This is a genomic window from Streptomyces sp. JH002 (assembly GCF_050916115.1).
Classification (GTDB): Bacteria; Actinomycetota; Actinomycetes; order Streptomycetales; family Streptomycetaceae; genus Streptomyces; species Streptomyces xiamenensis.
This window is the reverse complement of the sequence record NZ_CP087989.1, coordinates 3637811-3663323: the sequence shown is the minus strand read 5'-3', so window position 1 is coordinate 3663323 and position 25513 is coordinate 3637811. Positions and strand designations below refer to the sequence as shown.

Sequence of the window (25513 nt, the reverse complement as noted above, 5' to 3'; positions counted from 1 at the left end):
CCGCGCCGGACCCCGGTTCAGTTCTTCGCGTACGGATTCGGTACGCCGGGCGGCAGTACGTCCATCTGCCGTTCGCCCTCGTCCGCGAAGACGTACGCGCCCGCCTCGATGCGGTCGATCAGGCCGCGCGTCCACGCCTCGTCGCTGGACGACTCGTGCACCCACAGCCGCATGATCTCGCCGATGTGCCCCCACTGTTCCGGGGTGTCCTCGGGCGGGCTCCAGTGCTTGCGCACCTCGGCGCGCCAGCCCTCCAGTGCCGCGACCCGTTCCCGCAGCAGGCCGACGGCCTCGGCGCGCGGCAGATCGACGATGAAGCCGACGCCCGCCGTCAGCACGTCGATCCGCTCGTCGTGGGCGCGCAGCGCGTGCCGGAGCAGGTCGAAGAACACGTCCTCGCCGGCGTCGGTGATCTCGTACTCGGTACGGGGCGGGCCGCCGGCCGGGCTGGGGGCGGCCTCGTGGGCGAGCAGCAGTCCCTGTTTGGCCATGGCCTTCAGCGCGTGGTAGATCGAGCCCGGCTTGGCGTTGGACCACTCGTGGGCGCCCCAGAACTCCAGGTCGTTGAGGACCTGGTACCCGTGGGTGCGCCCGTGCTGGCGCACCGAACCCAGCACCAGCAGCCGGATGACCGACATCACTCGCCCTCCCCTTGCGCGGATCGTCTGGGGTGTGTCTGTGCGGACAGTCTCTCATCGGGCTCACTCTTCAAGTTTGACTAGTCGCCCCGCGCCCTCTACCCTCGGCCCTCGCTCATCAAGTTTGAATAGCGAGAGGAGTGAGGGCACGCAGTGCGCCAGATGATCAGAGTCCGCGAACTCACCAGGACCTACGGAAACCGGAACGCCCTCGACGGGCTGGACCTCACCGCCGACGAAGGCACCGTGCACGCCGTACTCGGCCCCAACGGAGCGGGCAAGACCACCGCCGTCCGCATCCTCACCACCCTGCTGCGCCCCACCTCCGGGCTGGCGGAAGTGGCCGGCCACGACGTCGCCCGCGCCCCGGACGCGGTGCGCCACCGCATCGGCCTGGTCGGGCAGCACGCCGCCCTGGACGAAGGGCTGAGCGGACGGCAGAACCTGGAGCTGTTCGGCCGCCTCCACCACCTGGGCGGGACGGCCGCCGCACGGCGGGCCGACGCGCTGCTCGCGGTTTTCTCGCTCGCCGACACCGGCCACCGCCCCGTCGCCACCTACAGCGGCGGCATGCGCCGCCGCCTGGACCTCGCCGCCTCCCTCCTCGTCCACCCGCCGGTGTTCTTCCTCGACGAACCCACCACCGGGCTCGACCCGCGCGGGCGGGCCGAGGTGTGGCAGGCGGTGCGCCGGCTGACCGGCGGCGGCACGACCGTCCTGCTCACCACCCAGTACCTGGAGGAGGCCGACCAGCTCGCCGACCGGATCTCCGTCATCGACCGGGGCCGGCGCATCGCGGAGGGCACCGCCGACGAGCTCAAGGCGCGGGCCGGCGCCGACCGGATCGACATCGTGGTGCGCGAACGGGACCGGCTGGACGCCGCGGCGGCGGCCGTCGGCGGAACCGTCGTGGACGCGGACCGCCGGCTGGTCAGCCGCCCGGCGCCGGACCGGATGACCGCCCTGACCGCCACCGTGACGGCGCTGGCGGCGGCCGGCGTCGAGGCCCAGGACATCGCCCTGCGCCGCCCCACCCTCGACGAGGTCTTCCTCACCCTGACCGGAACGGAGACGGCATGACCACCGCGTACACCGGACCGCGCCTGTGGACGGACTCGGTCACGATGACCCGCCGGGGCCTGGCCCACTGGGCGCGGCAGCCGGGCCAGTTCGCCGCGCAGCTGATCTTCCCGGTGATGCTGCTGGTGATGTTCGCGTACTTCATCGGCGGCGGGATGGAGGTGGCCGGCGGCGGGGACTACAAGGAGTTCCTGATCCCGGGGATGCTGGCGCTGACCATGGCCTTCGGCCTGGAAAGCACGATGGTGGCGCTCACCCAGGACATCAACAAGGGGGTGCTCGACCGGTTCCGTTCGATGCCGATCGCCCCGTCCTCGTTCCTGATCGGGCGCAGTCTGCTCGACATGCTCAGCTCGGCCGCCGCGCTGCTGGTCATGATCGGCGCCGGGCTCGCCATCGGCTGGCGCTGGCACGGCGGCGCGGCGGCGGCGCTGGCGGCCGTGGGGCTGCTGCTCCTATTGCGCTTCGCGATGCTGTGGGTCGGCATCTGGCTGGGCCTGGTCGCGGGGCGCCCGGAGATGGTGCAGGCCGTACAGATCCTGGTGTGGCCGGTGGGGTTCCTGTCGAGCGCGTTCACCTCACCGGACACCATGCCGGGATGGCTGGGGGCGGTCGCCGAGTGGAACCCGATGTCGGCCACGGCGGGCGCGGTGCGCGAACTGTTCGGCAACCCCACCTGGAGCAGCGCCTCCTGGGCGGCCGAACACCCCGTCGCGCTCGCGGTGGTGTGGCCCCTCGTGCTGCTGGGCCTGGCCGTTCCCCTGGCGCTGCGCCGCTTCCGGTCCCTGGGCCGCTGAGCACCGGTCCGCCACCGCGCGCCCGCCGGGAGCCGGCCGGGGGCACCGGCCGTCCTCCCGGGCGGTGCCCGCGTGCGGCGCGCTACTTGCGGACCGGGACGTCGTCGATCCAGGCGTAGCGGGTGCCCCGGCCCTCCGTGCAGCGCAGTTCGTACAGGCCGTTGCTGTCGGGGCGGCCGGAGAGCATCAGGGGGACATGGCCGGTGATGACGAGATCGATCGTCCGGCCGTGACGGGGGCCGCCGTCGAAGCGGACTTTGATCACGTGGGGGGAAGCCATGGCGCCCAACCTAACCAGGTGTCACCTTGGGCTTCCCCCCGTGAATCATGTCAAGGGCCGCCAAATCGGACGGCCGCCCCCGATTCCTCACTCGGACGGGTGACGGCCATCACGATGACGGAGCGGCCCGCAGCGGCGAGCGCTGGCGGCCGAGACCGGTGATCTCCAGCTCCATCACGTCACCGGCGGCCAGGTAGGGGAAGTTGCCCGACATCGCGACACCCTGCGGCGTTCCGGTGTTGATCACGTCGCCGGGTTCCAGCACCAGGTACTGGGACAGGTGGTGGACCAGGTGCGCCACGCTGAAGATCATGTCGGCGGTGGTGGAGTCCTGCCGCGGCTCGCCGTTGACCCAGGAACGCAGCGTGAGGTTCTGCGGGTCCGGCACCTCGTCCACCGTCACCAGCACCGGGCCCAGCGGGTTGAAGGTCTCACAGCTCTTGCCCTTGGACCACTGCCCGCCCGACTCGTCCTTCTGGTACGTGCGCTCGGAGACGTCGTTGGCGATCGTGTATCCGGCGATGTGCGCGAACGCGTCCTGCGGGCTGTCGAGGTAGCGGGCGCGCCGGCCGATGACAACGGCCAGTTCGACCTCCCAGTCGGTGGTCGAGGCCCCGCGCGGGATGTGCACCGCGTCGTTCGGTCCGACCACGGTGTTCGGCGACTTGTAGAAGAGGATCGGCCACTTCGGCGGCGCGGACCCCGACTCGGCGGCGTGTGCCGCGTAGTTCTGCCCGATGCACAGCACCGCCGAGGGGCGGGTGACCGGGGCGCCGATCCGTTCCCCCTCGATGCTGGTCTCCGGCAGGGTGTCCACGGCCGGGACGATCCCCGGGTTCTCCGTCACCGCCGCCAGGAAGGCGGCGTCGATGTCCTGCGTGACGCCCCGCAGATCGTAGTGGCGCGAGCCGTCGGCCGCCGCCAGTACCGGGCGTTCGCGGCCCGGTTCGCCTATGCGCATCAGTCGCATCGTGTCACCTGTTCCTGCTCAGTCGAGTGTTGCCAGCTCTTCCGCCGTCAGCGTCAGCTCCGGGGCGGCGGCCGAGTCCGTGATCGTCTCCGGGCGGCTGGCGCCGGGGATCGGGACGACCATCGGGGACTTCGCCAGCATCCAGGCCAGGCACACCCGTTGCGGACTCACCCCGCGATCCCGCGCCACCTGGGCGAACGGTGCGAAGCGCGAACCCAGGTCGCCCGCCTGCGCGATGCCGCCCAGCGGGCTCCACGGCAGGAACGCGATGCCCAGCTCCGTGCACAGTTCGAGCTCCGCCTCGCTGGAGCGGAAGGCCGGCGAGTACTGGTTCTGGACGGACACCAGCCGTCCGCCCAGGATCGCGTTGGCCTGCTCGATCTGTTCCGGGTCGGCGTTGGAGACGCCGACCATCCGGATCTTGCCCTCGTCCAGCAGTTCGGCCAGCGTGCCGACCGACTCGGCGTAGGGCACGGCCGGGTCGGGCCGGTGGAACTGGTAGAGGCCGATGGCCTCCACCCCCAGCCGGCGCAGCGATGCCTCGCAGGCCGAACGCAGGTACTGCGGGGAGCCGTTCAGCCCCCAGCTGCCGTCGCCGGGCCGGGTGTGGCCGCCCTTGGTGGCGATCAGCACGTCGTCCCTGCGCGGGTCCCCGGCGAGCGCCCGGGCGATCAGTGACTCGTTGTGCCCCGCGTCGTCGGCGTCGCCGAGGCTGTACGCGTCGGCGGTGTCGATGAGGGTGATGCCCGCGTCCAGCGCGGCCTTGATGGTGGCGATCGAACGGCTCTCGTCCTGCGGCCGTCCCTCGATCGACATCGGCATCGCCCCGAGGCCGATCTCGCTGACCTGCGCGGCTCCGATCATGCGGTACTTCATGGCTGTGCACCTGCCCTTCCATACCCGTCCATTCCCGCTGGATCCTAACGGCCCCCGCCCCGGGGCCCCGGCGGCGACAGCCCCGACAACGGGCGCGGCCCGGGGCGGACGGTGGGTTCCGACCCGGGGTCAGATTCCACAAGCGCTGTTATATTAGCGCTATGACATCTCCCGGGCCTTCTGAACCGGCCGGTGGCGACCCCACCTCCGAGCCGGACCGCTGGGTGCCGCTGCACCAGCTCTTCCGCGCCATGGACGACGAGATCGGCGAGGTGTACGCGCTGCGCGGCATCCACGGCGTACGGCCCCGGTTCGCCTATCCGCTGATCCGCCTCGCGCACACCGGACCGCTCACCATCCGGGAGCTGGCCGACTCCCTGGACCGCTCGCACTCCGCCCTCAGCCAGACCCTGACCGCCATGCGCCGCGAGGGCCTGATCGACTCCGCGCCCGGCGAGGAGGACGCCCGCACCCGCAAGATCACGCTCACCGAGCGCGGCCGCGCGCTGGTGCCCTTCCTGGAGGCGGAGTGGCGGGCCACCCACGCGGTGGTCGCCGAGCTGGACGAGGAGCTGCCGTACCCGCTGAGCGCCGCCGCCGTCGCGCTGGCCGCGGCGCTGGAACGCCGGTCGATGAAGGACCGGATCCTCGACCGCCTCGAAGAACCCTCGTGAGCCGCCGGACACGGTTCCTGGACCTGCGGCCGCTGCGCACCAGTCCGCCCTTCCGCGCGCTGTGGATCGGCGCCTCGCTGGGCTCGCTCGGCCAGCAGATCGCCACGGTGGCCGTGCTGGCGCAGGTGTGGGAGCTGACGGGCAGTCCGCTGTGGACGGGGGCCATCGGCCTGGCCGCCGCCGGGCCCGCCATCGTGCTGGGCGTGGCCGGGGGTGCGCTCGCCGACGCGATGGACCGGCGCTCCCTGGTACGGGCCACCACCGCCGTCCAGTTGCTGGCCGCGCTGGCGCTGGTGGGGCAGGCGGCGGCCGGGAACCGTTCGGTCCTGCTGCTGCTCGCGCTGGTGGGGGCGAGCAGCGGGGCGAACGCGCTGGGGGCGCCCGCCCGGCGTACGTTCCCGGTGCGGCTGCTGCCGTCCGACCAGCTGGCCGCGGGGCTGGCCCTGCAGGGCATGGCGTTCCAGGTATCGATGCTGGCCGGGCCCGCGCTGGCCGGACTCGTGCTGGCGCAGTGGCACTTCCCGGCGGCGTACGGGCTCCAGGCGTGCGCCGTCCTGGTCTCCCTGGCCGTCCTGTTCCGGCTGCCACCGATGCCGCCACTGAGCCCGACGGCGGCCGGCGCGGGGAACGGCGGCGGAACCGGCCGGCTGCGCCGGCCCGAACGCGGCGGCTGGCTCTACATCCTGCGCCGGCCCACCCTGTGGGGCGCCTTCGCCACGGACCTGTCCGCGACGCTGCTGGCCATGCCCATCTCCCTCTTCCCGCTGATCAACGAGATCAGGTTCGACGGGGATCCGCGCACCCTCGGCCTGTTCCTGTCGGCGGTGGCGGTCGGCGGGATCACGGCGGGACTGTTCTCCGGCACGGTCACCCGGCTGCGGCGGGCGGGGGCGGTGCAGTTGACCGCCGCGCTGGTGTGGGGGCTGGCGCTGGCCGGGTTCGGGCTGGCGGGGCCGCTGTGGCTGGCGCTGGGCTGCCTGGCGGTGGCGGGCGGCGCGGACACCATCTCGGTGGTGACGCGGGGGGCGCTGGTCCAGCTGGAGACGCCGGACGCGTACCGGGGGCGGGTGTCCTCCGTGGAGCACGTCATCGGCATGGCGGGACCCGAGGTCGGCAACTTCCGGGGCGGGCTGGTCGCCTCGCTCACCTCGGCACCGGTCGCGCTGGTGACGGGCGGTCTGGCGGGTGCGGCCGGGGTCTGCGTGGTGGCGCTGGCGAACCGGCCGCTGCGCACGTACACCCTGCCCGATCCGGAGCCGGAGACCGGCCCCGCCGCCGTACCGGGACCGGCGCCCGCACCGGCATCCGGCCCCGCAGCACCGGCCGCTGCCGCCGGGGAGGCGGACCGCGCCGGCTGAGGCGGGGCCCGCCAGGCGTCCCGTGGCTCACATCCGATCCCCCTGGCAGATTCTGCCACCCGGGCGTAGGGTGCGAGCCATGGGAAGCGTCAGGGACGACGCCACGATGAGGGCGTCCGAGAGGTGCTGCGAGCTGTACATCAGCCGCGGCACCACCTCCCTCACCGTCGCCGAGCTGACCGCGGCCATCGGCATCTCCGCGCGCTCGTTCCACCGCTACTTCCCCACCAAGGCCGACACCGTCCAGCCGGTCTTCGACTGGACGACGGACACCTTCAACACGCACGTGCGCACCGCCCCGCCGGGGCCGCTGACCGGCGTGCTGCGGGACGGCTTCCGCGTCATGCTCGGCGGTCCGCACGCCGCCCGCACCCGGGCCCTGTTCCCGCTGGTCTTCGCCGATCCCGGCATGTGGTCCGTCTTCCTGCGCGCCGTCCACCACGGTGAGACCACGCTGGCCGAGGCGCTCGCCCCCCGGCTCGGCAGCGCGCCCGACGCCATCAGCACCCGAACGGCCGCGGCGGCCGTGGCCTCCGCCACCCGGCTCGCGTTGGAGGGAATGGCCCGCACCGGCCAGGACCCCGAGCCGTTATTCGACGCCCATCTCGACGCCTTCGCGTCGGGCGCTCTCGCCGGGGCCCGCTGACCCCCCACCACCCAACGCATCGCCTCACATCGCAGGAAAGCCGGTACCACCATGTCAGGACTTCTGGAGAACAAGGTCGCCATCGTCACCGGCGGCAGCAGCGGGATCGGAGAGGCGACCGCCGAGCGGTTCATCGCCGACGGGGCCCGCGTCACCATCGCCGACATCCAGGACGAGGCGGGCGAGGCGCTCGCCGCGCGGCTGGGCGAGCGGGCCCTGTACGTCCACACCGACGTCACCGACGAGACCGCCATCGAGAACGTCGTGCGCCGCACCGCCGAGCACTTCGGCCGGCTCGACGTCATGTTCAACAACGCCGGCGCGCAGGGCGACCCCTCGCCGCTGACCGAGATCGGCGCCGAGGGCTTCTCCCGCACCATCGACCTGCTCACCCGGTCCGTAGTGCTGGGCCACAAGTACGCCGCCCGCCAGTTCCAGGCACAGGGCGGCCCCGGCTCGATCATCAGCACCGCGAGCGCCGCCGCGCTCCAGGGCGGCTGGAGCGCCGCCGGCTACACGATCGCCAAGCACGCGGTGGTCGGCGTCGTCCACCAGGCCGTCGCCGAACTCGCCCCGCTCGGCATCCGCTCCAACGCGATCGCGCCGGGCATCATCATGACGCCGATCATGGCCCGGTCCTTCGGGGTACCGATGGAGGAGGCCGAGGCGTTCACCGGGTTCCTCGCCGACCGGCTCGGCGGCAGCCAGCCCCTGGGCCGGGTCGGCACCGGGGACGACATCGCCCGCGTCGCCGCGTTCCTGGCCAGCGACCTGGCCCAGTTCGTGACCGGCGCGATCATCCCCGTGGACGGCGGCGCCACTTCGGTCACCCAGGGCACCTTCGCCGTCGATGTCGCGGCGGCAGCCGCGGAGTACACCGCCGGCGCCCGCTGATCCCGGGCACGCGACGGCCCGGCGCGCACCCGGCACCGAACCGGCCGGCACCGAACCACCGCGCGCCGGGCCGCGCCGCGGGCCGCCCCCTACGCTGGGCACATGACGCTCGCTCAGGCACCGATGCCCTTCGACCCCGAGGTCTTCGCCGCCGACCCGCACGGCACCTTCGCGCGGCTGCGCCGGGACGCCCCCGTCGCGCGGGTCACCCTCCCCGAGGGCACGGCGGCCTGGGTGATCACGCGGGAGGCCGATGTGCGGGCCTGGATGGGGGACCCGAGGCTGTCACTCGACAAGTCGCACTCCACCACCGGCTACCAGGGCTTCTCCCTCCCGCCCGAGCTGGACGCCAACCTCCTCAACATGGACGGCGCCGACCATCTGCGGCTGCGCCGGCTGGTCTCCAAGGCGTTCACCCCGCGCCGGGTGGAGGCGCTGCGGCCCCGGATCGCGGAGGCGGCCGGACAGCTCGCGCAGGCGGTGGCCCTCGCGGGACGGTCCGGGCCGGTGGACCTGGTCCGCGCCTACGCGGGACCGCTGCCGATGACGGTCATGGGCGAACTGTTCGGGCTGCCCGCCGAGGGCCGGCAGTCCTTCGCCGCGCTGATCGGCACCGTCATCTCGGCCCGCAGGCCGCAGGAGGCGGGCGAGGCCGTCGACGCGATCGCCGCGTTCATGCGCGCTCTGATCGCCGACCGGCGCGCCGCACCCGGCGACGACCTGCTCTCGGGCCTGATCGCCGCCCGCGACGAGGGCGAACAGCTCAGCGAGAGCGAACTGGTCTCGCTCGCCTTCCTCATCGTGGGCGCCGGCATCGAGAACGTCACCCACCTCATCTCGGGCGGCCTCTACACCCTGCTGACCCACCCGGACCAGCTGACCGCCGTGCGCGGCGCCCCCGACGCGCTGTTGCCGGAGGCCGTGGAGGAACTCCTGCGCTACGTGCACCCCAATGTGACGGCCATCCGCCGCTTCCCGGTGGAGGACATCGAGGTGGGCGGTACCGTCATCCCGCGCGGTGAGACGGTGCTGCTCGGCCTGGCCGCGGCGCACCGTGACCCGGCCCGGTACCCGCGGCCGGACCACTTCGACATCCACCGTGCCGAGAAGGCCCACCTGGCGCTGGGCCAGGGCCTGCACTACTGCCTGGGCGCGCCGCTGGCCCGCGCCCAGATCGAGATCGCGCTCGGCACCCTGCTGCGCCGCTTCCCCGGCCTGCGGCTCGCGGGCGAACCCGCGTGGCGGACCACCTTCCGCAGCCACGCGCCCGCGCGGCTGCCCGTACGGGGCCTGGACTGACGGCCGCCCCCCGACTCGGCGCGGGCGCGGGTGGCCCGCCCCGGGTGGGCGCCGCCGCTACCCGGGGATGACCTCGATCGCGTCGCCCCGCACGGTGGCGGCGTCGCTCCGGTGGCCGGTGTCGAGGAGCGCGGAGGCGGCGGTCTCCCCCGCGACGCGCTTCGCCTCCTGGTCGTCGGCGGATTCGACGATGATGCTGAAGGTGATGTCTCCGGCGTCGGTGCGCCGCGTGACGATCCTGCCCCTGCGGCCGCGGGGATCGTAGGCGGCGAGGGCATCGTTGAAGTCGTTCAGCGCGTCCTCGGTGGGCTCGCGGGTGAAGCGGACGGGAACGACAGCGAGGTAGCGGGGCATGGGGGAAACCTACTCCCGCCGCGAGGACGGTGATCGCGCCGCCGGGGCGCGCTACGGCGTGGCGGTGACCTTGGCGATGAACGCGGCCAGGTTGTCCACGGTCCGCCGGATCTTCTCCTCCACGGTGAGCGTCTCGTACACCCGGGCCCCGTCGCCCGGGTCCTTCTTGCCGCGCACGTACAGCGAACAGTCCAGGTCGTCGCAGAGGTAGCTGCCCACCGAGTCGCCCTGCTTGCCGGCCCGCCCGGCGCGCGGGGCGACCATCAGGGCGACGCCGCCCGCCCGGGTGGTGAGGCAGATCGAGCACATGCTGTGCCGCTTGCGGCCGGGGGACGGGGCGGTGCTGCGCAGGGCGATGGCCTGCGGACGGCCGGCGACGTCGGCGACCAGGTAGGCGCGGTCGGGCGCCCGGGGGTCCCGCCAGCCGAGGTAGTCCAGCTCGTCCCAGGGGCGGGTGGCCAGGTCGAGGGGGACGTACAGCCGCTTCGTCTCGCCCTTGGAGCAGTTGACGAAGGAGGCGCGGATCTCGTTCTCGGTCAGTGCCTTCATGGAGAGCCAGGCTAATTTGCCTAAAGATGTTAGGCAAATGCATAATCGCTATCGGGAAACGGTCCACAAGAGCGAGCGAGGAACGTCATGGTGCGTGCGGGGCTGACCACGGACCGCGTGGTGCGGGCCGGAGCGGAGCTGGCCGACGAGGTCGGCTTCGACGAGGTGACCGTCTCCGCGCTCGCCCGCCGCCTCGGCGTCAAGGTCGCCAGCCTCTACTCCCACCTGAAGAACTCCCAGGACCTGCGGACCCGCATCGCGCTGCTGGCCCTGGAGGAGATGGCCGAGCGCGGCGACGCCGCCCTCGCCGGACGGTCCGGGCGCGACGCGCTCGCCGCCCTCGGCGACGTCTACCGCGACTACGCCCGCGCGCACCCCGGCCGCTACGCCGCCGCCCAGCTGCGCCTGGATCCGCAGGCCGCCGCGGCGAGCGCCGGTGGCCGGCACGCCCGGATGACCCGGGCGATCCTGCGCGGGTACGCGCTGGACGAGCCGGACCAGACGCACGCCGTGCGGCTGCTGGGCAGCGTCTTCCACGGCTACGTCAGCCTGGAGCTGGGCGGCGGCTTCAGCCACAGCGCCCCCGACACCCAGGAGACCTGGATCCGGATCCTGGACTCCCTCGACGCCCTGCTGCGCAACTGGCCCGCCCCCACGCCCCCTGCGAACAGCTGAGCCGCCGCCGCGCGCCCTCGGGCCCGGCGGACCGCGGGGCCTCCCTCGTGCGCTCTCCTGACAAGGGCCTGCCCCGCTGATAGCGTCCGACGGATGGATGGCCGCGATGACGCCCAGGACGTGTCCGTCAACTCCGTCTCGGGGCAGGTCCGGGCGGACACCATCGTCCAGGCGCGGCACGTCATCATGAATCTGGACCCCGCCCCGCCGGCCCGCCCCCGGCCGCTGCCGCGCGAGGTACGGCCGCCGCTGGGGCCGTTCGTCAACCGCGCCGCCGAACTCACCCGGCTGGCGGCCCTGCTGGAGACCGGCCGGCACCGGGACGGCCGGGTGGTCGTGGTCGTCACGGGCCTCGGCGGGATCGGCAAGACCTCGCTGCTGGGCCACTGGATCCACGCCCTGGACCGGGAGCTGCACTCCCCGGACGGGGACCTGTACGTCGATCTCGCCCAGCACCGGCGGGACGGGGCGGTGGACATCGGGGCGGTGCTGACGGACCTGCTGCGTTCGCTGGAGGGGGAGGGCGCGGGCCCGCCCGCCTCGCTGCCGGCCCGCGAGAAGCGGTTCCGCACCCTCACGGCGGAACGGCGGCTGCTGCTGTTCGTGGACGGCGTGCTCAACGCCTCCGAGGTGCTGCCGCTGCTGCCCACCCGGGGCGTTCTGGTGGTGGCCGCCCGGCGCGCGCTGCCCGGTCTCGCGCTGCGGGCGGATCTGACCCTGCCCGTGGGACCGCTGGACGGCGCCGCGGGGACCGACCTCGTCCGCACCCTGGTGGGGCCGGCGGACACGACGGCGCCGGAGGAACTGCTCGAACTGGTGCGGCTGTGCGCCGGGCATCCGCAGGCATTGTTCGCTGTGAGCGAACTCCTCGCCGATCAGGGCGGCTTCGGCGACACGAGCGCCGAGATCCTCACCAGGCTCCGCGACGCGCGCCAGCGGATGGGGGAATTGTCGGTGTCCCAGGTCTTTGACGCGGCGTTCGCCGACTTCCCGCCGGCCGCGCGCCAGGCGTATCTGCTGCTCGGCGTCCACCCGGGTACGACCTTCACGAAGGACCTGGTCACCCGCGTCGCCGGACCGGCCGCCGGGGCGGGGCTGCGCGAGCTGGCCCGGTCCCACCTGGCGGGGCCCGCCAAGGAGAGCGGCTGGTTCCGGCTCAACGACCTCGTACGCGAGCACGCCGCCGACCGCGCCCGGCGGGAGCTGACCGCCGCCGACCGCGAACGGCTGCTGCGCGCCGTCGTCGACGACTACGTCACGCTGGCGGCGGCAGCGGACACGCTCGTGCTCGGCGACCGCTACCGCATCGCGCCGCCGCCCGAGGGCCCCTCCCCCTTCTCCGGCCGGGAGGCGGCGGTGGGCTGGCTGGACGCGGAGCGCAGCAATCTGCTGGCGGTGCAGCGGGCGGCGTACGAGAGCGGCTGGTACGAGCCGGTGTGGCGGCTGAGCGAGTCGCTGTGGGCACTGCACCACGGACGGCTGCTGTACGCGGACTGGCTGGAGGCCAACCGGCTCGGTCTTGAGGCCGCCCGCTGGGAGGGGCGGACGCCCGCGCAGGTGCGGATGCTCAATCAGCTGGCGCGCTACCACCACGCGATGGCCGATCAGAGCGCGGACGGCGAGGAGGCGCGGGCGCACCGGGCCTCGGCCAGGGAACTGCTGTCGGTGGCGGAGGAACTCTTCGGCGCCGCCGACGGGGACGGCCCGGACGGTCCGGACGGCGCGGACAGTCCGGGCGATCCGGGTCCGGTGCCGCCGGTGCTGCGCGGGGTGATCTGGGAGACCGGCGGGCTGCTGTGGGTGGCGGACGGCCGACCGCGCCGGGCCCTGCCGCTGTTCGCCCGCGCGCTCGCGGCCAACGAGGCGGCCGGCGACCGGCACGGTGTGGCGGTGCAGACCTACAACCTGGCCCAGGCCCACCTGGCCGCCGGGGACCTCCCGGCCGCGACGGCGGCGCTGGAGGACGCGCTGGCGGTGGTGGAACGGAGCGGGGACGACCCGATGCGGTCCAGGATCGGCATCGTGCTGGCCAAGGCGGCGCTGGCGGCGGACGACGCCCGGACGGCGTTGCGGCACGCGACCACGGCCGCCCAGTGGGCCGCCCGCCTGGGCCAGCACCCCAAGCTGGACCAGGCCCTGACCCTGGTGATCGGGGCGGCGGAGCGCCTGGGCGACACCGCGCTGCGCACGGCGGCGCAGGCCCGGCGGAGCGCGCTGCGTCAGGACGGCTGACCCCGGGGCGCGTCCCGGCGCGCGGCCGGCGCGCGCACCGTCTCAGTCGCCGGTCCGGTCCTGCGGGACGAACCGCACCCGGACGGCCGCCGCCCCGGTCCGGATCAGCAGGCCGCCGGTGGCCAGCTCGGCGGCGCGACCGCCCCCGTACTGCCACAGGTTCACCGCCGCGCCCAGCACCAGCGGGTGCAGTTTCGGCCGGGGCCGGCCCCATTCCCGCGCGGTCTCGGCCTCCAGCAGCCGCCCGTCGCGCAGCCGCAGCAGACAGCGGTGCGGGCTCAGCGCGGCCGTCGCGACCAGCAGGGCGGGGCTGTCCGCCGCGCGGCGCTCCAGCCAGTCCGCCGCCGGGAGTCCGGCGTCGGTCACGGTGCGCGCCGCGACCTCGGCCGCCTGCCGCCACAGCGGGCTGGTCTCGCCGTCGGTCACCGCCAGGAAGCCGCGCGGCTCCGTCCGTCCGGTGCGCGCGACGACCGGGAAGCGGCGCAGCGTCACCACGCCGTCCGTGCGGTCCCCGGTCACATCGAAGGTGCACACGCCGGGGGCGTCCGTGTGCGCCGTCCGCCGGGGCGGGTCGGGCAGCGCTCCGAGCGCCTCCCGGGCGTCCCCGGCCGGCTCCCGTACGCCCCGCCCGGCGAAGAAGCCGTACAGCGCTTGCCGCACGCGGGCCGCCGCCTCGCCGGGCGCGCCGAGCCCGCCGTCCGTGATGCCGCGCAGGGCGTCCGGGTCGTGGTCCTCGATGGCCCGCCGCACCTGGTCCTCGATCGGCGCGTCCGGGTCGAGACGCGGTCCCCCGGTGCCGAAGGCGTGGCTGGGTGAGGACGGGTCCAGTTCGTGTTCTCCCGTGGCGGCGAGCAGGACCGGCAGGCCGAGGGCGGCGCCGAGGAAGGAGGTGGAGCCGTGGTCGCCGATCACACAGTCGGCGGCCACCAGCGCCGCACGCCAGCCCTCTTCGGGCGGGATGATCATCAGTCCGGCGTCGAGGGCCTGTGCCAGCCGCCGGTCCACGCCGGCCGGGGTGTGGTGGGCCCACACATTGGGGTGCGCCACCAGCGCCACCGCGTACTCGTCCACGGGCAACTCCGTGACCAGCCGCAGCGGCAGATCCGTGGCGCGGGCGAGCAGCGAGTGGGCGCGCCAGGTGCTGTTGACGACGATCAGCCGCCTGCCACCGGTCACCCCCAGGGCCCGGCGGTAGTGGTCACGGCGCGGCAGGCTGGCGATCATCCGGTCGTACGACAGGTCGCCGACCACGCGCGCCCGGGGCAGCGCCTCCGGGCAACTGCGCGCCAGCCGCTCCAGTTGCTCCGGGTGCGAGACCCCGATCACGGCCGGGACGATCCGCCCCTCGTGCGTCAACTCCCCCCGGGAGAGCCCGGCGGCCACCGGCTCGCCGCCCGTGACCTCCGGCACCAGCCGGTTGTAGCCCACTCCGTGCGGCAGCACCATCAGCGGCGCGTCCACCTCGCGCATGCTGGGGTGGACGGCGAACGCCACGGCCAGATCGAAGCCGCGGCCGGGCGCCGTGGCCTCCTCCCAGGTCAGGAAGCGGCCGGGGAGCGACCGTACGTACTCCTCCAGGCCGGCCGAGAACGCGGACCCGGTGTTGATGGTGAAGAACAGCTCCACGTCCTGCGGCGGCAGCAGCCGCACCAGATCGCGCAGCCGGGTCGCGGAGGTGAGGGTGCGGGCCACCCCGAGAACGTCAACCGCCGGGAGGGGGCGCAGCGTCGCCCAGGCGGGGTCGTACCGCTCGGGCCGGTGACGGGGACCGGACACAGCGGCCACGTTACCGGGTGGAGTGCCAGGTCACCTCGTTCGCCTGGATCAGGTTGCGCACCCGGGCATGGCCCTGGACGACGTTGTGCACGGTCACGCCGCCGGCCGCGTCGCGCGCCTCCTCGCTCTCCCGCATCCAGGTCCGCAGGTCGGCGGCGAAGGCGGCGTCCTGGAGCGCGCGGGCGTAGATGACGGCCGCGAGCTGCTGCACCTCGGGGTCATCGGGCCGTACGGCGGGCACGGGCTGCGGGTCGGGGCCTGCGGCGGGGGACGGCGCGGGCTCCGGGTCCGGGTCGGGCTCGGTGTCGGTGCGCCCCAGGGCGCGCCGGCCCAGCCGGGCGAGCACCGCCCAACTGCGCGTTCCCGCCTCCGTGCCGAGTGCTCCGGCGGCGGCCGAGACCGCCGCGGTGATGGCCGCCAATGACAGCGGATCGACCATGGGTGACCGCCCCCCTTCCGTTCCCGCCCCCTGTTTACCCGTCCTTGCGCCGTTCACGCCGGCCCTGTCCCGCCCCGTTGACGGCGATCAGGTCGAGGAGCGGCGTACCGCTGTTCCACAGGCCCAGATAGTCGCGGTGAATGGCCAGAACCCGCTGCTGCGTCGCCAGTTCGAGCGCCTGCCGGGTGAACGCCCCCGCCGTGGTCACGAACACCGCCAGGTCCGCCCGGTGGTGCTGGTACACCGTGCCCAGGAACTTCTGCATGTCCGCGCTGCCCACCGAGCGGTCCGCCCGGTACTGCTTGCACTGCACCACCAGCCGCCGCCCGTCCGGCAGCAGCGCCGTCACATCGGCGCCCAGGTCACCGGCCCGCCCCGTCACCTCCACCTGGCCGCAGCCGTCGCGGCGGCACAGCCAGGCGACATGCTCCTCGAACTCCCGCCAGCTCAGTATGTCCAGCGCCGCCACCGTGGCTCGCGCCCGCGCGCGCCGGTCCGCCGCGCGGAACTCCCGGTCCGCCGCCCTGGCCCGCCGGTCGCGCCGCCACAGCCACCAGCCGAGTGCCCCGAGCGCGGCGGCGCCGAGCGCGATCAGCGTGTAGGGCCAGAAGATCACCACCGCCGCCACCACCGCGATCCCCGTGGCGCCCCACCGGTTGCGCCGCACCTGCCGCTTCCGCCGATTCCGCTGGTTCTGCCGCTTTCCGCCCATGGCGCGCCAGTGTGGGAGGTACGCGCCCGCGTCCGCCAGAGCGCCTTCTCGGCCAGGACGGCGCCCGGGCCTGCGCCGCGCCGCGTCTCACCGCTCCTGCGGCTGCGGCGACGGCGGGGTCGGGGGCGGGGTGGGGTGCTCGGGCGGCACCGGCGGCTCGGCGGGCGTGGGCGGCGGCGGCCGGTCGGGCGGTGCCGGGGGCCGGGGGTGTTCGGGCGGTACGGGAGTGGGCTCGCGGTGCGTGGACGGGCTCATGCGTCGACCTCCGTGACGGGACGGTCCGTGGCGTACGGGATACCCCAGCGTTCGGCGGCGATCCGGGCCGCCTCGGCCGCCTGGTGGCGTGCGGCCGGCCCCCAGCCCAGGAGTTCGGCGGCCTGTGCCGGGGTGGCGAGCAGCCGGTGGTACCTCAGCCCGGTGGCCGGGTCGACACCGCGCGGGCCGATCGCGGTCACCCGCCCCACCATGCGGGCCAGCGCCCGTTCCGGGCCCGCCGGGGAGTGGACCCAGCCCAGCCAGCGCGCCTCGTCGACGGTGAGCCGGGCCTCCTCGTACGCCTCGCGGGTGAGCGTGCGCGCCGGGTCGGGGCCGTCCGGCGCCTCCACCGTTCCGCCCGGGAGCAGGACCACGCCCTCCTTCGGGTCGACGAGTATCACCACCCGCCCGTCCGGGGCGAACAGCCAGCCCCACACCTGGGTCACGGGGGTGCGGTGCGCCACGGGGCGGTCGGTGCGCCAGGGCCAGTCGTGTCCCCGCACGACCCGGGTGATCACCGAGTGCTCCTCCAGCGGAGGGCGCGGGCCGGTGTGCCGGCCGTCCTGGAGGTAGACGGTGCCGGTGCCGCCGAGCCGGGCGCGCAGCGCGGCCAGCATGCGGCGGGCGTCGGGGCCCGCCATCCGGTCGGCCGCCTCGGCGGCGTCGAGGAAGGCGTGGTCCTCCAGTTCGCCGGCGGGCAGCCGGATGCGCGCCGCGTCGGCGGGCCCGACCGTGCCGCCGTCGAAGACCGTGTGGAACTCACCGGGGAACGGCAGGTCCTCGGGCAGCCCCTCGATGCGCGGGCTGACGTGGTCGACGGCGAGGGCCGCGCCCGGTGTCCTGGTGAGGCCGGTCTCCTCCCACACCTCGCGCCGGCAGCCCTCGCTGGGCAGTTCGCCCGCCTCCACTCCGCCGCCCGGCAGCAGCCAGGTGTCGCGGTAGGAGGGCCGTACGAGCAGCACCCGCCCCCACGGGTCGGTCATCAGCGCGGTGGCACACACCCATACGGCGTGCCGGGAGGCGGCGTACTCGGCGTTGGAGGTCACAGGATCTTGCGTCACACCTCATGATCAGCACGGATCGGCCGCCTCACCAGGGCGCTTGACGGCGCGCGGGAAGCGCCCGGGGGCGCACCCCCGGGCGCTTCGCGCACGTCAGTGGCCGGCCGCGCCGACCACGCCGCTCAGTTCGTTGGGCACCTGCGGCAGTTCGACGCTGTTCAGCACCTCGCCCGCATGGATGTCCACGGCGTGCAGTTCCTTGCTGCCCGGCTCGGTGACAAAGACGGTGTGGTCACGGACGAAGATCGCCGGGCGCGGCTGCTGCCACTCCAGCGGCTCCTCCCAGGCGTCGATCACCGGGATGGTGTCCGTGACCTCGCCGGCCTCCGGGTCGATGACGTGGATCTGCCCGTCGGTTCCCAGGACCAGGGCCTCGCCGTGCGGGCCGCGCGCCAGGGAGCGGAAGGTGTAGCTGGTCCCGAGGTCGACGAGCTTCAGCGAACCGTCGACCGTGTCGATGAGGGATATCTGCTCGGGGCGCTCCAGTTCGGCGTCCTTGTCCTGCTTGTAGTCGCCGAGGACCACGGTGGACTCGTCCGAGCCGGCCTGGTTGCCGATCCGGCCGTACGCGGTGGGGCTGTCCACCTTGGTGAACGCGCCGTCGCGGTAGACGAGGACGCCGTCCTCGCAGCCGATCACGATGACGTCGTCCTTGGCCGCGGCCTCGCCGTGGACGCCGGGGCACTCCTCGCTGCGGGCGATCTCCTCGCCGTCGGCGTCCAGGACCATGGCGCCGACGCGGCTCTCCTCGTTGCCGAGGGTGACCAGCAGGTCGCCGCTCTCCAGCTCGACGGCGACACCGTGGTGGGCCTCGGCGGACTGGTAGGTGTCGGTGTCCGGCAGGCCGTCCCCGCCCAGGTCGTGCGGGTCGAACAGGGTGACCTCGCCGGTGCCGTCCGCGAACAGCACCGTGCGGTCGCCGTGCCGGACGACGTGGCCCGGCTTCTCGCCCGCGAACTCGGCGCCGGTCAGCCGGGCGCCGACGGCGTCCAGGACCTGGAACCCGGTGGAGGTGGAGACCAGCACGTGCTGGTCGTCACCGGCGGGGTTGATCCGGTTGAAGCCGTCGAGGGGGAGGTCCCCGACGACCTCGAACGTGGTCCCGTCCAGGACGAGCAGCCCGCCGTCGTAGGTGACGACCAGCGGTTCGGCGGCCTCGACGGTGGGCGGCGCGCTGTCCTGCGGCTTCTCGCCCTCCTTCGCCGCGCTGCTGTCCTCGGAGGATCCGCAGGCGCCGAGGACGAGGGCCGAGGCGGCCAGCACGGCCACCGACACGGCGATTCTCTTCTTCCGCATGATTCTTCTCTTCTCTTCTCTCTTCTTACCGCAAGCCGGTGACGATGGCTTCGGTGTTGGAACGCATCAGGTCGAGGTAGGTCTCGGCCCCGCCGCCGGGGGCACTCAGGGATTCCGAGAACAGGGGTACGACGTCGACGTGCAGTCCGGTCTCCTCGGCGAGCACCCGGGCGAGCCGGTCGGGTTGTTCGGCGTCGACGAAGATCGCGGGGACGCCGGATTCCCGGATGGCGCCGGCCAGGGATTCCAGGTCGGCGGCGGACGGTGAGGCGAGCGTCGTGCCGCTGGGGATGACGGCGCCGACGACGTCGAAGGCGTAGCGGTCGGCGAGGTAGCCGAAGACGTGGTGGTTGGTGACCAGGCTGCGGCGCTCGTCCGGGATGCCGGCGAACCGCTCCGTCATCCAGGCGTCCAACTCGTCGAGTTCGGCGAGATACGCCTCGCTGTTGGCGCGGACCGCCTCCGGGTCGACGCCCGGGACCCGTTCGGTGACCTGGTCGGCGATGAGACCGACGGCGGTGGCGACCCGGGCGGGGTCGGTCCAGAAGTGCGGATCGGGCTCCCCGGCCATGGCGTCGGAGGTGTACGGGAGGGGGTCGACGCCTGCGCCGACCTCCAGCGTGGGGGTGCCGGTTCCGGCCGCCGCCTCCACGTGCCGCAGGACGCCTTCCTCCAGGCCGAGGCCGTTGTACACGAGCAGCGCGGCGCTCTCGATGCCGGCGACCTGGCGGGCGGAGATGCCGAAGGAGTGCGGGTCGGTTCCGGCGCCCATCAGGACGGTGACCTCGGCCTGATCGCCGACGATCCGCTGGGTGATGTCGCCGAGGATGTTGGTGGTGACCACCACGCCGGCCCGGTCCTCGGCGGCGGCGGAACAGCCGGTCCCGAGCAGCCCGAGCCCGAGGGCCGCGGCCAGTGCCGCGAGGCCCGCGCGGATCGTGTGCGCCCTCATCGCCCGGTCTCCACCATGTGGGAGGGAGCGATGTCGAGGTCGAAGGTGCGGGCTATCCGGAGATCATCCGCGTAATCGATCTCATGAACCTTCTGCCCCGCCACATCACTGACATAGGCACGGCTGCTGTCCACCTCAACGCTGTCTCCCGGCAGTTCGGTCCGTGCGATCTCCTCGCCGCTGTCGGGGTCGAGGGCGAGCAGTTCCCCGCCGTCGGTGAGCGCGAGCACCACGCCCCCGTTCCCGACGGCGTTCACGGCGATGACGGAGTCGTCGGCCGTGAAATCCCACTGTCCGGTGAGGACATCGAGGGTCCAGAAGCCCTCACCGTTCACGGCGATGGCGGCCAGCGTGGTGCTGCCGGCCCGGTGCCGGAACTCGCCGGCCCGCTCGTCCTCCGCCGTACCGTCCGGGTACGGAAGCCGCTCGGCGGTGAACTGTTTTTCCTCCGCCTCGGTTTCCTCCGCCGCCGTGATCAGCAGGGCGCCGTCGGCGCAGCCGAGGACGAGGCCGGCCCGGGTGACGGCGGTGCCCGCGGGGGCGGCGCACGACTCGTCGACGCCGGGCGCCCGTACGGTGCCGTCCGCGACGGTCACCTCGGCGTCCTTGTAGGGGACGGTGCCGGCCGGGAGGGTCTCGCCCAGGGCGATGGCGGCGCGGTAGTAGTGCGCGTGGTCGCCGTGATCGACGGTCCAGGCACCGCTGTCGACGACCTGGACGGAGCCGTCGGCCGCCGTCAGGTATCCGTACCGGCCGTCGCCGCGGATCCCGGTGGGCTCCGGGGCGTGGCCCACGTCGGTGATCTCCTCGGTGATGAGGTCGAGCACCCGGATCTCACCGGTGGCGGCGTCGGCGAGGACCAGCCGGGACTGGGGTTCGGCGGCCTCCTCGGCGCCCTCCACATAGCCGTGCGGGGTGGACTCGGCGGCCTCGCTCCCGTTCTCCTCCTCCGTTCCGGGCGCGGTCCCATCGTCGGCCGAGGCGCACCCGGCCAGCAGCAGCGCGGGCAGGGTTGCCGCGAGCATGACATTCCTGAGTCTCATGATTGAGCCCTCTTCTCCAGCAGGGACTTGGCGAGGGTGGCCAGCGCGGAGGCGAAGAACAGCCCCACCGCGACAGCGGCGATCGTGGCCCCGGCGGCCGTCCCCGCGTGCCAGGAGATGACCAGGCCCGCGGCCGTCGACAGGGCACCGAGCAGCGCCGCGCCGAGCATGATCAGCGGAACCCGCCGCGCCCACAGCGCCGCCGCGGCGGGCGGGGCGATCAGCAGCCCGAACACCAGCAGCGTGCCGACCACATGGAAGGACGCGACGATCGCCAGCGTCACCAGGCCGACCAGCACCCCGTGCGCCCAGCGGGGCCGCAGCCCCAGGGTGTGCGCCTTGCGGGCGTCGAACGACAGGGCCAGGAAGGCCCGGTGGCCGAGCGCGGCCACCAGCGCCGCGCATCCCAGCGCCACGGTCAGGAAGACCAGGTCTCCGTCCCGCACCGCGAGCACGTCGCCGAACAGGAAGCCGGTCAGGTCGACCGCGAACGACTGCGAGCGCGACACGATGATGACGCCGAGGGACAGCATGCCGACGAACAGCAGCCCGATCCCCGTGTCCCGGGAGATCCGCTTCGAGCGCCCCAGCACGGTCACCCCGAAGGCCATCGCCCCGGCGCTGGCCGCCGCTCCGATCAGCAGGGACCCGCCGAGCAGCGAGGCCAGTGCGACGCCCGGCAGCATCCCGTGCGCCATCGCGTCGCCGAGGAAAGCCATGCCGCGCAGCACGACCCACGTGCCGGCCAGGGCACAGATCAGCGAAACGAGGATCCCGCCCCACAGCGCCCGTTGAACGAAGGACACCGCGAACGGTTCGAGCAACCACTCCATGACGGGTCACTCTATAATGAAAATGATTATCGTCAGCGATTAAGGACTGTCATGCCGGTCACACTCCACGAGGTCACCGCCGACTACGCGGGCCACCGCGCCCTGCACGGCGTCAGCGCCTCCCTTCCCGCCGGCCGGGTCACCGCGCTCACGGGCCCCAACGGCTCTGGCAAATCAACCCTGTTGAACCTGCTGGCCGGCACCCTCACCCCCACCAGCGGCACCCTCACGTACGCGCGCCCCTGCCGCCCCGCGTACGTCGTCCAGCGCAGCGCGGTGCCGGACACCCTCCCTCTCACCGTCCGCGAGACCGTCGCCATGGGCCGCTGGGCGGACCGCGGACCCTGGCGCCGGCTGACCCGCGCCGACCGCGAGATCGTGGACGAGTGCCTGGACCGGCTGGGCATCGCCCACCTCGCCCGCCGCCAACTCGGCGGCCTCTCCGGCGGTCAGCGCCAGCGCGCCCTGATCGCCCAGGCCCTGGCGCAGCGTTCCCCGCTGCTCCTGCTGGACGAACCCACCGCGTCCCTGGACGCCGAGGCCCAGCGGCAGATCACCGCGACCCTGTCCCGGATCGCGGCGGAGGACGGCACCACCGTCGTCCACGCCACCCACCACCCGGACGAAGCGGCAGCGGCGGACCTGGTGCTCACCCTGACGGCAGGGCACGTGCGCTGAGCCGCAGCCGCTCCTCCTCCACGATCCGCCGGGCCAGCTCCCCCTGGGACACATCCACCGCGTCCGGCGTGGCCGCGGCCACCTCACTGCGCCGCGCGTACGCGTCGAACAGCGTGCTCTTGCCGGCCAGTACCTCCAGCATCCGCTGGTCGACACTGTCGGCGACCAGCAGCCGGTGCACGCGCACGCTCCGCACCTGCCCCATCCGGTGCGCCCGCGCCACCGCCTGGTGCTCCATCGTCGGCTTGATCTGCGGCTCGCACAGGATCACCACCGAGGCGGCCTGGAGATTGAGCCCCACGCCGCCCGCCTGGATCTGGCTGAGCAGCACGGCGTGCCCGCGCGCCGCCGTGAACGCGTCCACCAGCCCCTGCCGTCCGGCCACCGATGTCGTCCCGCTGATGACCCCGGTGACCCGGTCCGCGCCGAGCGCGGCCCCGACCGTCTCCAGCACCGCCCGGAAGTAGGAGAAGACCACCACCTTCGTCCCGGCGTCGGCGGCCTCGGCCACCAACTCCCGTATCCGCCGCACCTTCATCGACTCCGGGGAGGCGTACGCGGCGCGCCGCATGGCCATGAAGTTCCCCGATTCCACGGCCTCCCGGTAGGCGGCCCCGTCCTGCGGGCCGAACTCCTCCCACTCGTCGACCCTTACCAGCGCGGGCAGTTCGGCGAGCACGTCCTCCTGGTTGCGGCGCAGATAGACGGGGGCCACGGCCTGCCGGAACGCGCGCGAGCCGGCCACCAGCTCCCGCCCGGCCACCCGTGGCAGCACCTCGGGCTGCAACTGCCGCACCAGCGACCTGAACTCGGCCACCCGGTTCTCCATCGGGGTCCCGGTCAGGTAGGCGACCCGCCCGGCGCGCGCCGCCCACCGCCCCACGGCCCGGGACCGCAGGGCGTCCGGGTTCTTCACGAAGTGCGCCTCATCGACCACCAGCATGGCCGTGGGCACCACGGACTCCGTCCCGCGCAGCGCGTCGAACGTCGTCACGGCGACGCCTCCGTCCGCCTCCCAGCGCGCGAACTCCGCCGCACGCTCCGGGCCGTGCACGGGCACCGCCCGCAGCGTGCTGCGCGCCCGTATCTCCCGCGTCCAGTTGATCAGCACACTCGCCGGGCAGACCACCAGGAAGTGGCTCTCGCCGCGCGCCGCCAGATGCGCGAGCGCGGCGACGGCCTGCACCGTCTTCCCCAGGCCCATCTCGTCGCCGAGCAGCACCCGCCGCTGGGCGAGCAGAAAGCGCGCCCCGAAGGACTGGTACCCGCGCAGCGACACCCGCAGCTGGGAGTCGTCCAGCTCGAAGGCCCGGACGCGGTCGCCGATCTCGGCCGGCACGAAGCCCTGCGCGGCGTCGGAGTCCGGCGGCTGCCCGTCGAGTTCCGCGAGAAGGCTGTAGTAGTCGGCGGACCGCAGCTCGAAGTCCACCCAGGCCTCGACCTCGGTGGCCGGGTCGCGCAGCAGATCGACCGCTGCCTGCCGGAACGCCCCGGTCAGGCCCCGGCGTTCGGCGTCCGCCGTCAACTTCTCAATGGCGGCGACCGCAGCCCGCGCCCTGGCCCGCCCCTCCCGCCCGGCGAGCAGCATCCGCAGCCGCCCCCTCGCGGGCCGGGCCGCCGGCAACAACTCCGCCAGCCGCTCCTCGACACCCCGCGCCGCCTCCACCGTCCTGCGCAGCCCGGGCCCGGCCACCAGCAGCCGGTGCAGCGCGATGACGACGGCGGTGGTCGCCGGGCCCGGCTCCTCCACGTCCAGCCAGACCGAGACCGTGCGTTCCACCGCGCGCCCGATGCGGCGCGCGGCGGCCAGCGCCTGCCCGGCGGTCTGCGTCCCCACCCCCGGGACCAGCTGCAACTCCCCCACGGTCGCGGCCCACACACTGCCGACCGTCCGGTACCCGCCCTCCTCCAGGGCGGCCACCCGCAACCGCCCCTCGGTGACCTCCCGCAGCCGCTCCACCGCCATCGTCCCGAGCCGCTCGGCGACCACGTCCTCCCGCAGCGGCCGCACCGCCTCCCGCACCCGGCCGACGGCCGCGGCGTGATCGGCCACCACACCCCGCGCCAGCTCTCCCAGCGCCTCGGGCTCGATCGGCTCCACGGACACCACCTCCCATGACCCGCATCGTGACACACGTCACTGACAGTGATGACGCGTCAGGAAGGAAGGGCTTCCGGGCGGCTGACGGCGTACACGGCGACCGCGTCAACGGCGCGCGCCATCACTCCGGAAAAACGTCGAAAATTTTCAGAACCCATCCCTATCCAACCGCCCGACGATTGACCGGAAAGCCCTCTATACAAGCGAAGGAAGCGATTTTTCCTTCCGGAATCCTTGCGAGAACCGTTGACGCACCCGCGGCCCGGCCCAACACTTCTGGGCACACCGAGCACCACCCCCACCGACAGACCCGCACGGTCATGTCCCGCTGCTTGGAGGACGCATGCACGAGGACAGCACTCCCGCCCGGCCGCTCAGCCGCCGGCGCTTCATCGCCCGTACCGGTGCCGTGAGCCTGGCCGCCGCCTCGGCCTCGGCCCTGGTGCTGCCGGGCGTCGCGCACGCCCAGACCATCACCCAGAACCAGACCGGCACCCACAACGGCTTCTACTACTCGTTCTGGACCGACGCCCAGAACACCGTCTCCATGACCCTGGGAAGCGGCGGCAACTACAGCACCTCGTGGCGGAACACCGGCAACTTCGTCTGCGGCAAGGGCTGGCCCAACGGCTCGCGCCGCAACGTCACCTACTCCGGCAGCTTCAACCCCTCGGGCAACGGCTACCTGTGCCTGTACGGCTGGACCAGCAACCCCCTGGTCGAGTACTACATCGTCGACAGCTGGGGCAACTACCGGCCCACCGGCGACTACCGCGGCTCGGTCAACAGCGACGGCGGCACGTACGACATCTACCACACGATGCGTTACAACGCCCCCTCGGTCGAGGGCACCCGCACCTTCCCCCAGTACTGGAGCGTCCGCCAGTCCCGGCGCGTCGGCGGCACCATCACGACCGGCAACCACTTCGACGCCTGGTCACGCTCCGGCATGAACCTGGGCTCCTTCAACTACTACATGATCATGGCCACCGAGGGCTACCAGAGCAGCGGCAACTCCAACATCTGGGTCAACGGCTGACGCGCA

The 25513-nt window shown here is 73.6% G+C and carries 27 protein-coding genes; 11 read left to right on the top strand and 16 right to left on the bottom strand.

Going from position 1 to position 25513, the window contains the following annotated elements; translation table 11 throughout:
• Window positions 1-17: 17 nt before the first annotated feature.
• The gene (locus H7827_RS16560; protein ID WP_030735157.1) at window positions 18-638 is read right to left on the bottom strand and encodes a PadR family transcriptional regulator; all 621 of its coding nucleotides are present in this window, start codon (window positions 636-638) and stop codon (window positions 18-20) included.
• Between the two features lie 162 nt (window positions 639-800).
• Here H7827_RS16560 and H7827_RS16555 point away from each other — a divergent pair, with 162 nt between their 5' ends.
• Window positions 801-1718 (top strand): ATP-binding cassette domain-containing protein, encoded by a 918-nt coding sequence (locus H7827_RS16555; protein WP_432746171.1) that lies wholly within the window; start codon window positions 801-803, stop codon window positions 1716-1718.
• Window positions 1715-2515, top strand: a complete 801-nt coding sequence (locus H7827_RS16550; RefSeq protein ID WP_432746169.1) for an ABC transporter permease — start codon at window positions 1715-1717, stop codon at window positions 2513-2515. The genes H7827_RS16555 and H7827_RS16550 overlap by 4 nt, the downstream gene beginning before the upstream one ends.
• 82 nt (window positions 2516-2597) lie before the next feature.
• Here H7827_RS16550 and H7827_RS16545 read toward each other — a convergent pair whose 3' ends face one another.
• The 3 genes from H7827_RS16545 to H7827_RS16535 all read right to left on the bottom strand — a co-directional run bounded on the left by H7827_RS16545 (window position 2598) and on the right by H7827_RS16535 (window position 4641).
• On the bottom strand, window positions 2598-2795 hold the full coding sequence (locus H7827_RS16545) for a hypothetical protein (protein WP_364241009.1): 198 nt from the start codon (window positions 2793-2795) through the stop codon (window positions 2598-2600).
• Window positions 2796-2904: 109 nt separating this feature from the next.
• The gene (locus H7827_RS16540; protein ID WP_200366295.1) at window positions 2905-3765 is read right to left on the bottom strand and encodes a fumarylacetoacetate hydrolase family protein; all 861 of its coding nucleotides are present in this window, start codon (window positions 3763-3765) and stop codon (window positions 2905-2907) included.
• An 18-nt stretch (window positions 3766-3783) separates the two neighbouring features.
• On the bottom strand, window positions 3784-4641 hold the full coding sequence (locus H7827_RS16535) for an aldo/keto reductase (RefSeq protein ID WP_432746166.1): 858 nt from the start codon (window positions 4639-4641) through the stop codon (window positions 3784-3786).
• A 161-nt stretch (window positions 4642-4802) separates the two neighbouring features.
• On the opposite strand from H7827_RS16535, the gene H7827_RS16530 reads away from it, so the two are divergent.
• From H7827_RS16530 to H7827_RS16510, 5 genes are all read left to right on the top strand, one after another.
• Complete coding sequence (locus H7827_RS16530; protein WP_432746164.1) at window positions 4803-5315, top strand: MarR family winged helix-turn-helix transcriptional regulator; 513 nt, start codon at window positions 4803-4805, stop codon at window positions 5313-5315.
• On the top strand, window positions 5312-6673 hold the full coding sequence (locus H7827_RS16525; RefSeq protein ID WP_432746162.1) for an MFS transporter: 1362 nt from the start codon (window positions 5312-5314) through the stop codon (window positions 6671-6673). Before H7827_RS16530 ends, H7827_RS16525 begins: the two co-directional genes overlap by 4 nt.
• A 79-nt stretch (window positions 6674-6752) precedes the next feature.
• A complete protein-coding gene (locus H7827_RS16520; RefSeq protein WP_432746160.1) occupies window positions 6753-7319 on the top strand; it encodes a TetR/AcrR family transcriptional regulator in 567 nt (188 codons plus the stop codon).
• A gap of 51 nt (window positions 7320-7370) precedes the next feature.
• On the top strand, window positions 7371-8213 hold the full coding sequence (locus tag H7827_RS16515) for an SDR family NAD(P)-dependent oxidoreductase (protein ID WP_432746158.1): 843 nt from the start codon (window positions 7371-7373) through the stop codon (window positions 8211-8213).
• A 102-nt stretch (window positions 8214-8315) separates the two neighbouring features.
• Window positions 8316-9512, top strand: coding sequence for a cytochrome P450 family protein (locus H7827_RS16510; RefSeq protein WP_432746156.1), 1197 nt, complete (start codon window positions 8316-8318; stop codon window positions 9510-9512).
• A gap of 57 nt (window positions 9513-9569) precedes the next feature.
• Here the strand turns inward: H7827_RS16510 and H7827_RS16505 are convergent, their stop codons facing one another.
• Window positions 9570-9866, bottom strand: a complete 297-nt coding sequence (locus tag H7827_RS16505) for a hypothetical protein (protein WP_386532243.1) — start codon at window positions 9864-9866, stop codon at window positions 9570-9572.
• A gap of 51 nt (window positions 9867-9917) precedes the next feature.
• A complete protein-coding gene (locus H7827_RS16500; RefSeq protein WP_432746153.1) occupies window positions 9918-10415 on the bottom strand; it encodes an FBP domain-containing protein in 498 nt (165 codons plus the stop codon).
• Window positions 10416-10502: 87 nt separating this feature from the next.
• On the opposite strand from H7827_RS16500, the gene H7827_RS16495 reads away from it, so the two are divergent.
• Both H7827_RS16495 and H7827_RS16490 read left to right on the top strand, forming a co-directional pair.
• A complete protein-coding gene (locus H7827_RS16495; protein ID WP_432746151.1) occupies window positions 10503-11090 on the top strand; it encodes a TetR/AcrR family transcriptional regulator in 588 nt (195 codons plus the stop codon).
• 93 nt (window positions 11091-11183) lie between these two features.
• On the top strand, window positions 11184-13322 hold the full coding sequence (locus H7827_RS16490; RefSeq protein ID WP_432746149.1) for a hypothetical protein: 2139 nt from the start codon (window positions 11184-11186) through the stop codon (window positions 13320-13322).
• 42 nt (window positions 13323-13364) lie between these two features.
• Here the strand turns inward: H7827_RS16490 and H7827_RS16485 are convergent, their stop codons facing one another.
• The 9 genes from H7827_RS16485 to aztB all read right to left on the bottom strand — a co-directional run bounded on the left by H7827_RS16485 (window position 13365) and on the right by aztB (window position 21689).
• Window positions 13365-15098, bottom strand: a complete 1734-nt coding sequence (locus H7827_RS16485; RefSeq protein ID WP_432746147.1) for a hypothetical protein — start codon at window positions 15096-15098, stop codon at window positions 13365-13367.
• Between the two features lie 10 nt (window positions 15099-15108).
• Window positions 15109-15537, bottom strand: coding sequence for a hypothetical protein (locus tag H7827_RS16480; protein WP_432746145.1), 429 nt, complete (start codon window positions 15535-15537; stop codon window positions 15109-15111).
• A gap of 34 nt (window positions 15538-15571) precedes the next feature.
• Window positions 15572-16249: a restriction endonuclease gene (locus H7827_RS16475; RefSeq protein WP_386532260.1), complete on the bottom strand. Its 678-nt coding sequence runs from the start codon at window positions 16247-16249 to the stop codon at window positions 15572-15574.
• A gap of 87 nt (window positions 16250-16336) precedes the next feature.
• Window positions 16337-16504, bottom strand: a complete 168-nt coding sequence (locus tag H7827_RS16470; RefSeq protein WP_432746143.1) for a hypothetical protein — start codon at window positions 16502-16504, stop codon at window positions 16337-16339.
• The gene (locus tag H7827_RS16465) at window positions 16501-17565 is read right to left on the bottom strand and encodes an NUDIX hydrolase (RefSeq protein WP_432746141.1); all 1065 of its coding nucleotides are present in this window, start codon (window positions 17563-17565) and stop codon (window positions 16501-16503) included. The genes H7827_RS16470 and H7827_RS16465 overlap by 4 nt, the downstream gene beginning before the upstream one ends.
• Window positions 17566-17658: 93 nt before the next feature.
• On the bottom strand, window positions 17659-18861 hold the full coding sequence (gene aztD, locus H7827_RS16460; protein ID WP_432746139.1) for a zinc metallochaperone AztD: 1203 nt from the start codon (window positions 18859-18861) through the stop codon (window positions 17659-17661).
• Between the two features lie 25 nt (window positions 18862-18886).
• The gene (gene aztC, locus H7827_RS16455; protein ID WP_432746137.1) at window positions 18887-19813 is read right to left on the bottom strand and encodes a zinc ABC transporter substrate-binding protein AztC; all 927 of its coding nucleotides are present in this window, start codon (window positions 19811-19813) and stop codon (window positions 18887-18889) included.
• Window positions 19810-20838, bottom strand: coding sequence for a hypothetical protein (locus tag H7827_RS16450; RefSeq protein WP_432746135.1), 1029 nt, complete (start codon window positions 20836-20838; stop codon window positions 19810-19812). Before H7827_RS16450 ends, aztC begins: the two co-directional genes overlap by 4 nt.
• Window positions 20839-20852: 14 nt before the next feature.
• Window positions 20853-21689, bottom strand: a complete 837-nt coding sequence (gene aztB / locus H7827_RS16445; protein ID WP_386532277.1) for a zinc ABC transporter permease AztB — start codon at window positions 21687-21689, stop codon at window positions 20853-20855.
• Between the two features lie 51 nt (window positions 21690-21740).
• Between aztB and aztA the strand changes: the two genes are divergently transcribed.
• Window positions 21741-22367, top strand: coding sequence for a zinc ABC transporter ATP-binding protein AztA (aztA, locus tag H7827_RS16440; protein WP_386532280.1), 627 nt, complete (start codon window positions 21741-21743; stop codon window positions 22365-22367).
• Here the strand turns inward: aztA and H7827_RS16435 are convergent.
• Window positions 22339-24468 (bottom strand): DEAD/DEAH box helicase, encoded by a 2130-nt coding sequence (locus H7827_RS16435; protein ID WP_432746133.1) that lies wholly within the window; start codon window positions 24466-24468, stop codon window positions 22339-22341. The genes aztA and H7827_RS16435 overlap by 29 nt on opposite strands.
• A 343-nt stretch (window positions 24469-24811) precedes the next feature.
• On the opposite strand from H7827_RS16435, the gene H7827_RS16430 reads away from it, so the two are divergent.
• Entirely contained in the window at window positions 24812-25507 is a 696-nt protein-coding gene (locus H7827_RS16430; protein ID WP_432746131.1) for a glycoside hydrolase family 11 protein, read from the top strand.
• The last annotated feature ends 6 nt before the right edge of the window (window positions 25508-25513 follow it).

Bases quoted from the DNA above. Each gene is read 5' to 3' on its own strand.
- H7827_RS16560 (WP_030735157.1), bottom strand. From the start codon at position 638: ATGTCGGTCATCCGGCTGCTGGTGCTGGGTTCGGTGCGCCAGCACGGG.
- H7827_RS16555 (WP_432746171.1), top strand. From the start codon at position 801: ATGATCAGAGTCCGCGAACTCACCAGGACCTACGGAAACCGGAACGCC.
- H7827_RS16550 (WP_432746169.1), top strand. From the start codon at position 1,715: ATGACCACCGCGTACACCGGACCGCGCCTGTGGACGGACTCGGTCACG.
- H7827_RS16545 (WP_364241009.1), bottom strand. From the start codon at position 2,795: ATGGCTTCCCCCCACGTGATCAAAGTCCGCTTCGACGGCGGCCCCCGT.
- H7827_RS16540 (WP_200366295.1), bottom strand. From the start codon at position 3,765: ATGCGACTGATGCGCATAGGCGAACCGGGCCGCGAACGCCCGGTACTG.
- H7827_RS16535 (WP_432746166.1), bottom strand. From the start codon at position 4,641: ATGAAGTACCGCATGATCGGAGCCGCGCAGGTCAGCGAGATCGGCCTC.
- H7827_RS16530 (WP_432746164.1), top strand. From the start codon at position 4,803: ATGACATCTCCCGGGCCTTCTGAACCGGCCGGTGGCGACCCCACCTCC.
- H7827_RS16520 (WP_432746160.1), top strand. From the start codon at position 6,753: ATGGGAAGCGTCAGGGACGACGCCACGATGAGGGCGTCCGAGAGGTGC.
- H7827_RS16515 (WP_432746158.1), top strand. From the start codon at position 7,371: ATGTCAGGACTTCTGGAGAACAAGGTCGCCATCGTCACCGGCGGCAGC.
- H7827_RS16510 (WP_432746156.1), top strand. From the start codon at position 8,316: ATGACGCTCGCTCAGGCACCGATGCCCTTCGACCCCGAGGTCTTCGCC.
- H7827_RS16505 (WP_386532243.1), bottom strand. From the start codon at position 9,866: ATGCCCCGCTACCTCGCTGTCGTTCCCGTCCGCTTCACCCGCGAGCCC.
- H7827_RS16500 (WP_432746153.1), bottom strand. From the start codon at position 10,415: ATGAAGGCACTGACCGAGAACGAGATCCGCGCCTCCTTCGTCAACTGC.
- H7827_RS16495 (WP_432746151.1), top strand. From the start codon at position 10,503: ATGGTGCGTGCGGGGCTGACCACGGACCGCGTGGTGCGGGCCGGAGCG.
- H7827_RS16490 (WP_432746149.1), top strand. From the start codon at position 11,184: ATGGATGGCCGCGATGACGCCCAGGACGTGTCCGTCAACTCCGTCTCG.
- H7827_RS16480 (WP_432746145.1), bottom strand. From the start codon at position 15,537: ATGGTCGATCCGCTGTCATTGGCGGCCATCACCGCGGCGGTCTCGGCC.
- H7827_RS16475 (WP_386532260.1), bottom strand. From the start codon at position 16,249: ATGGGCGGAAAGCGGCAGAACCAGCGGAATCGGCGGAAGCGGCAGGTG.
- H7827_RS16470 (WP_432746143.1), bottom strand. From the start codon at position 16,504: ATGAGCCCGTCCACGCACCGCGAGCCCACTCCCGTACCGCCCGAACAC.
- aztD (WP_432746139.1), bottom strand. From the start codon at position 18,861: ATGCGGAAGAAGAGAATCGCCGTGTCGGTGGCCGTGCTGGCCGCCTCG.
- aztC (WP_432746137.1), bottom strand. From the start codon at position 19,813: ATGAGGGCGCACACGATCCGCGCGGGCCTCGCGGCACTGGCCGCGGCC.
- H7827_RS16450 (WP_432746135.1), bottom strand. From the start codon at position 20,838: ATGCTCGCGGCAACCCTGCCCGCGCTGCTGCTGGCCGGGTGCGCCTCG.
- aztB (WP_386532277.1), bottom strand. From the start codon at position 21,689: ATGGAGTGGTTGCTCGAACCGTTCGCGGTGTCCTTCGTTCAACGGGCG.
- aztA (WP_386532280.1), top strand. From the start codon at position 21,741: ATGCCGGTCACACTCCACGAGGTCACCGCCGACTACGCGGGCCACCGC.
- H7827_RS16430 (WP_432746131.1), top strand. From the start codon at position 24,812: ATGCACGAGGACAGCACTCCCGCCCGGCCGCTCAGCCGCCGGCGCTTC.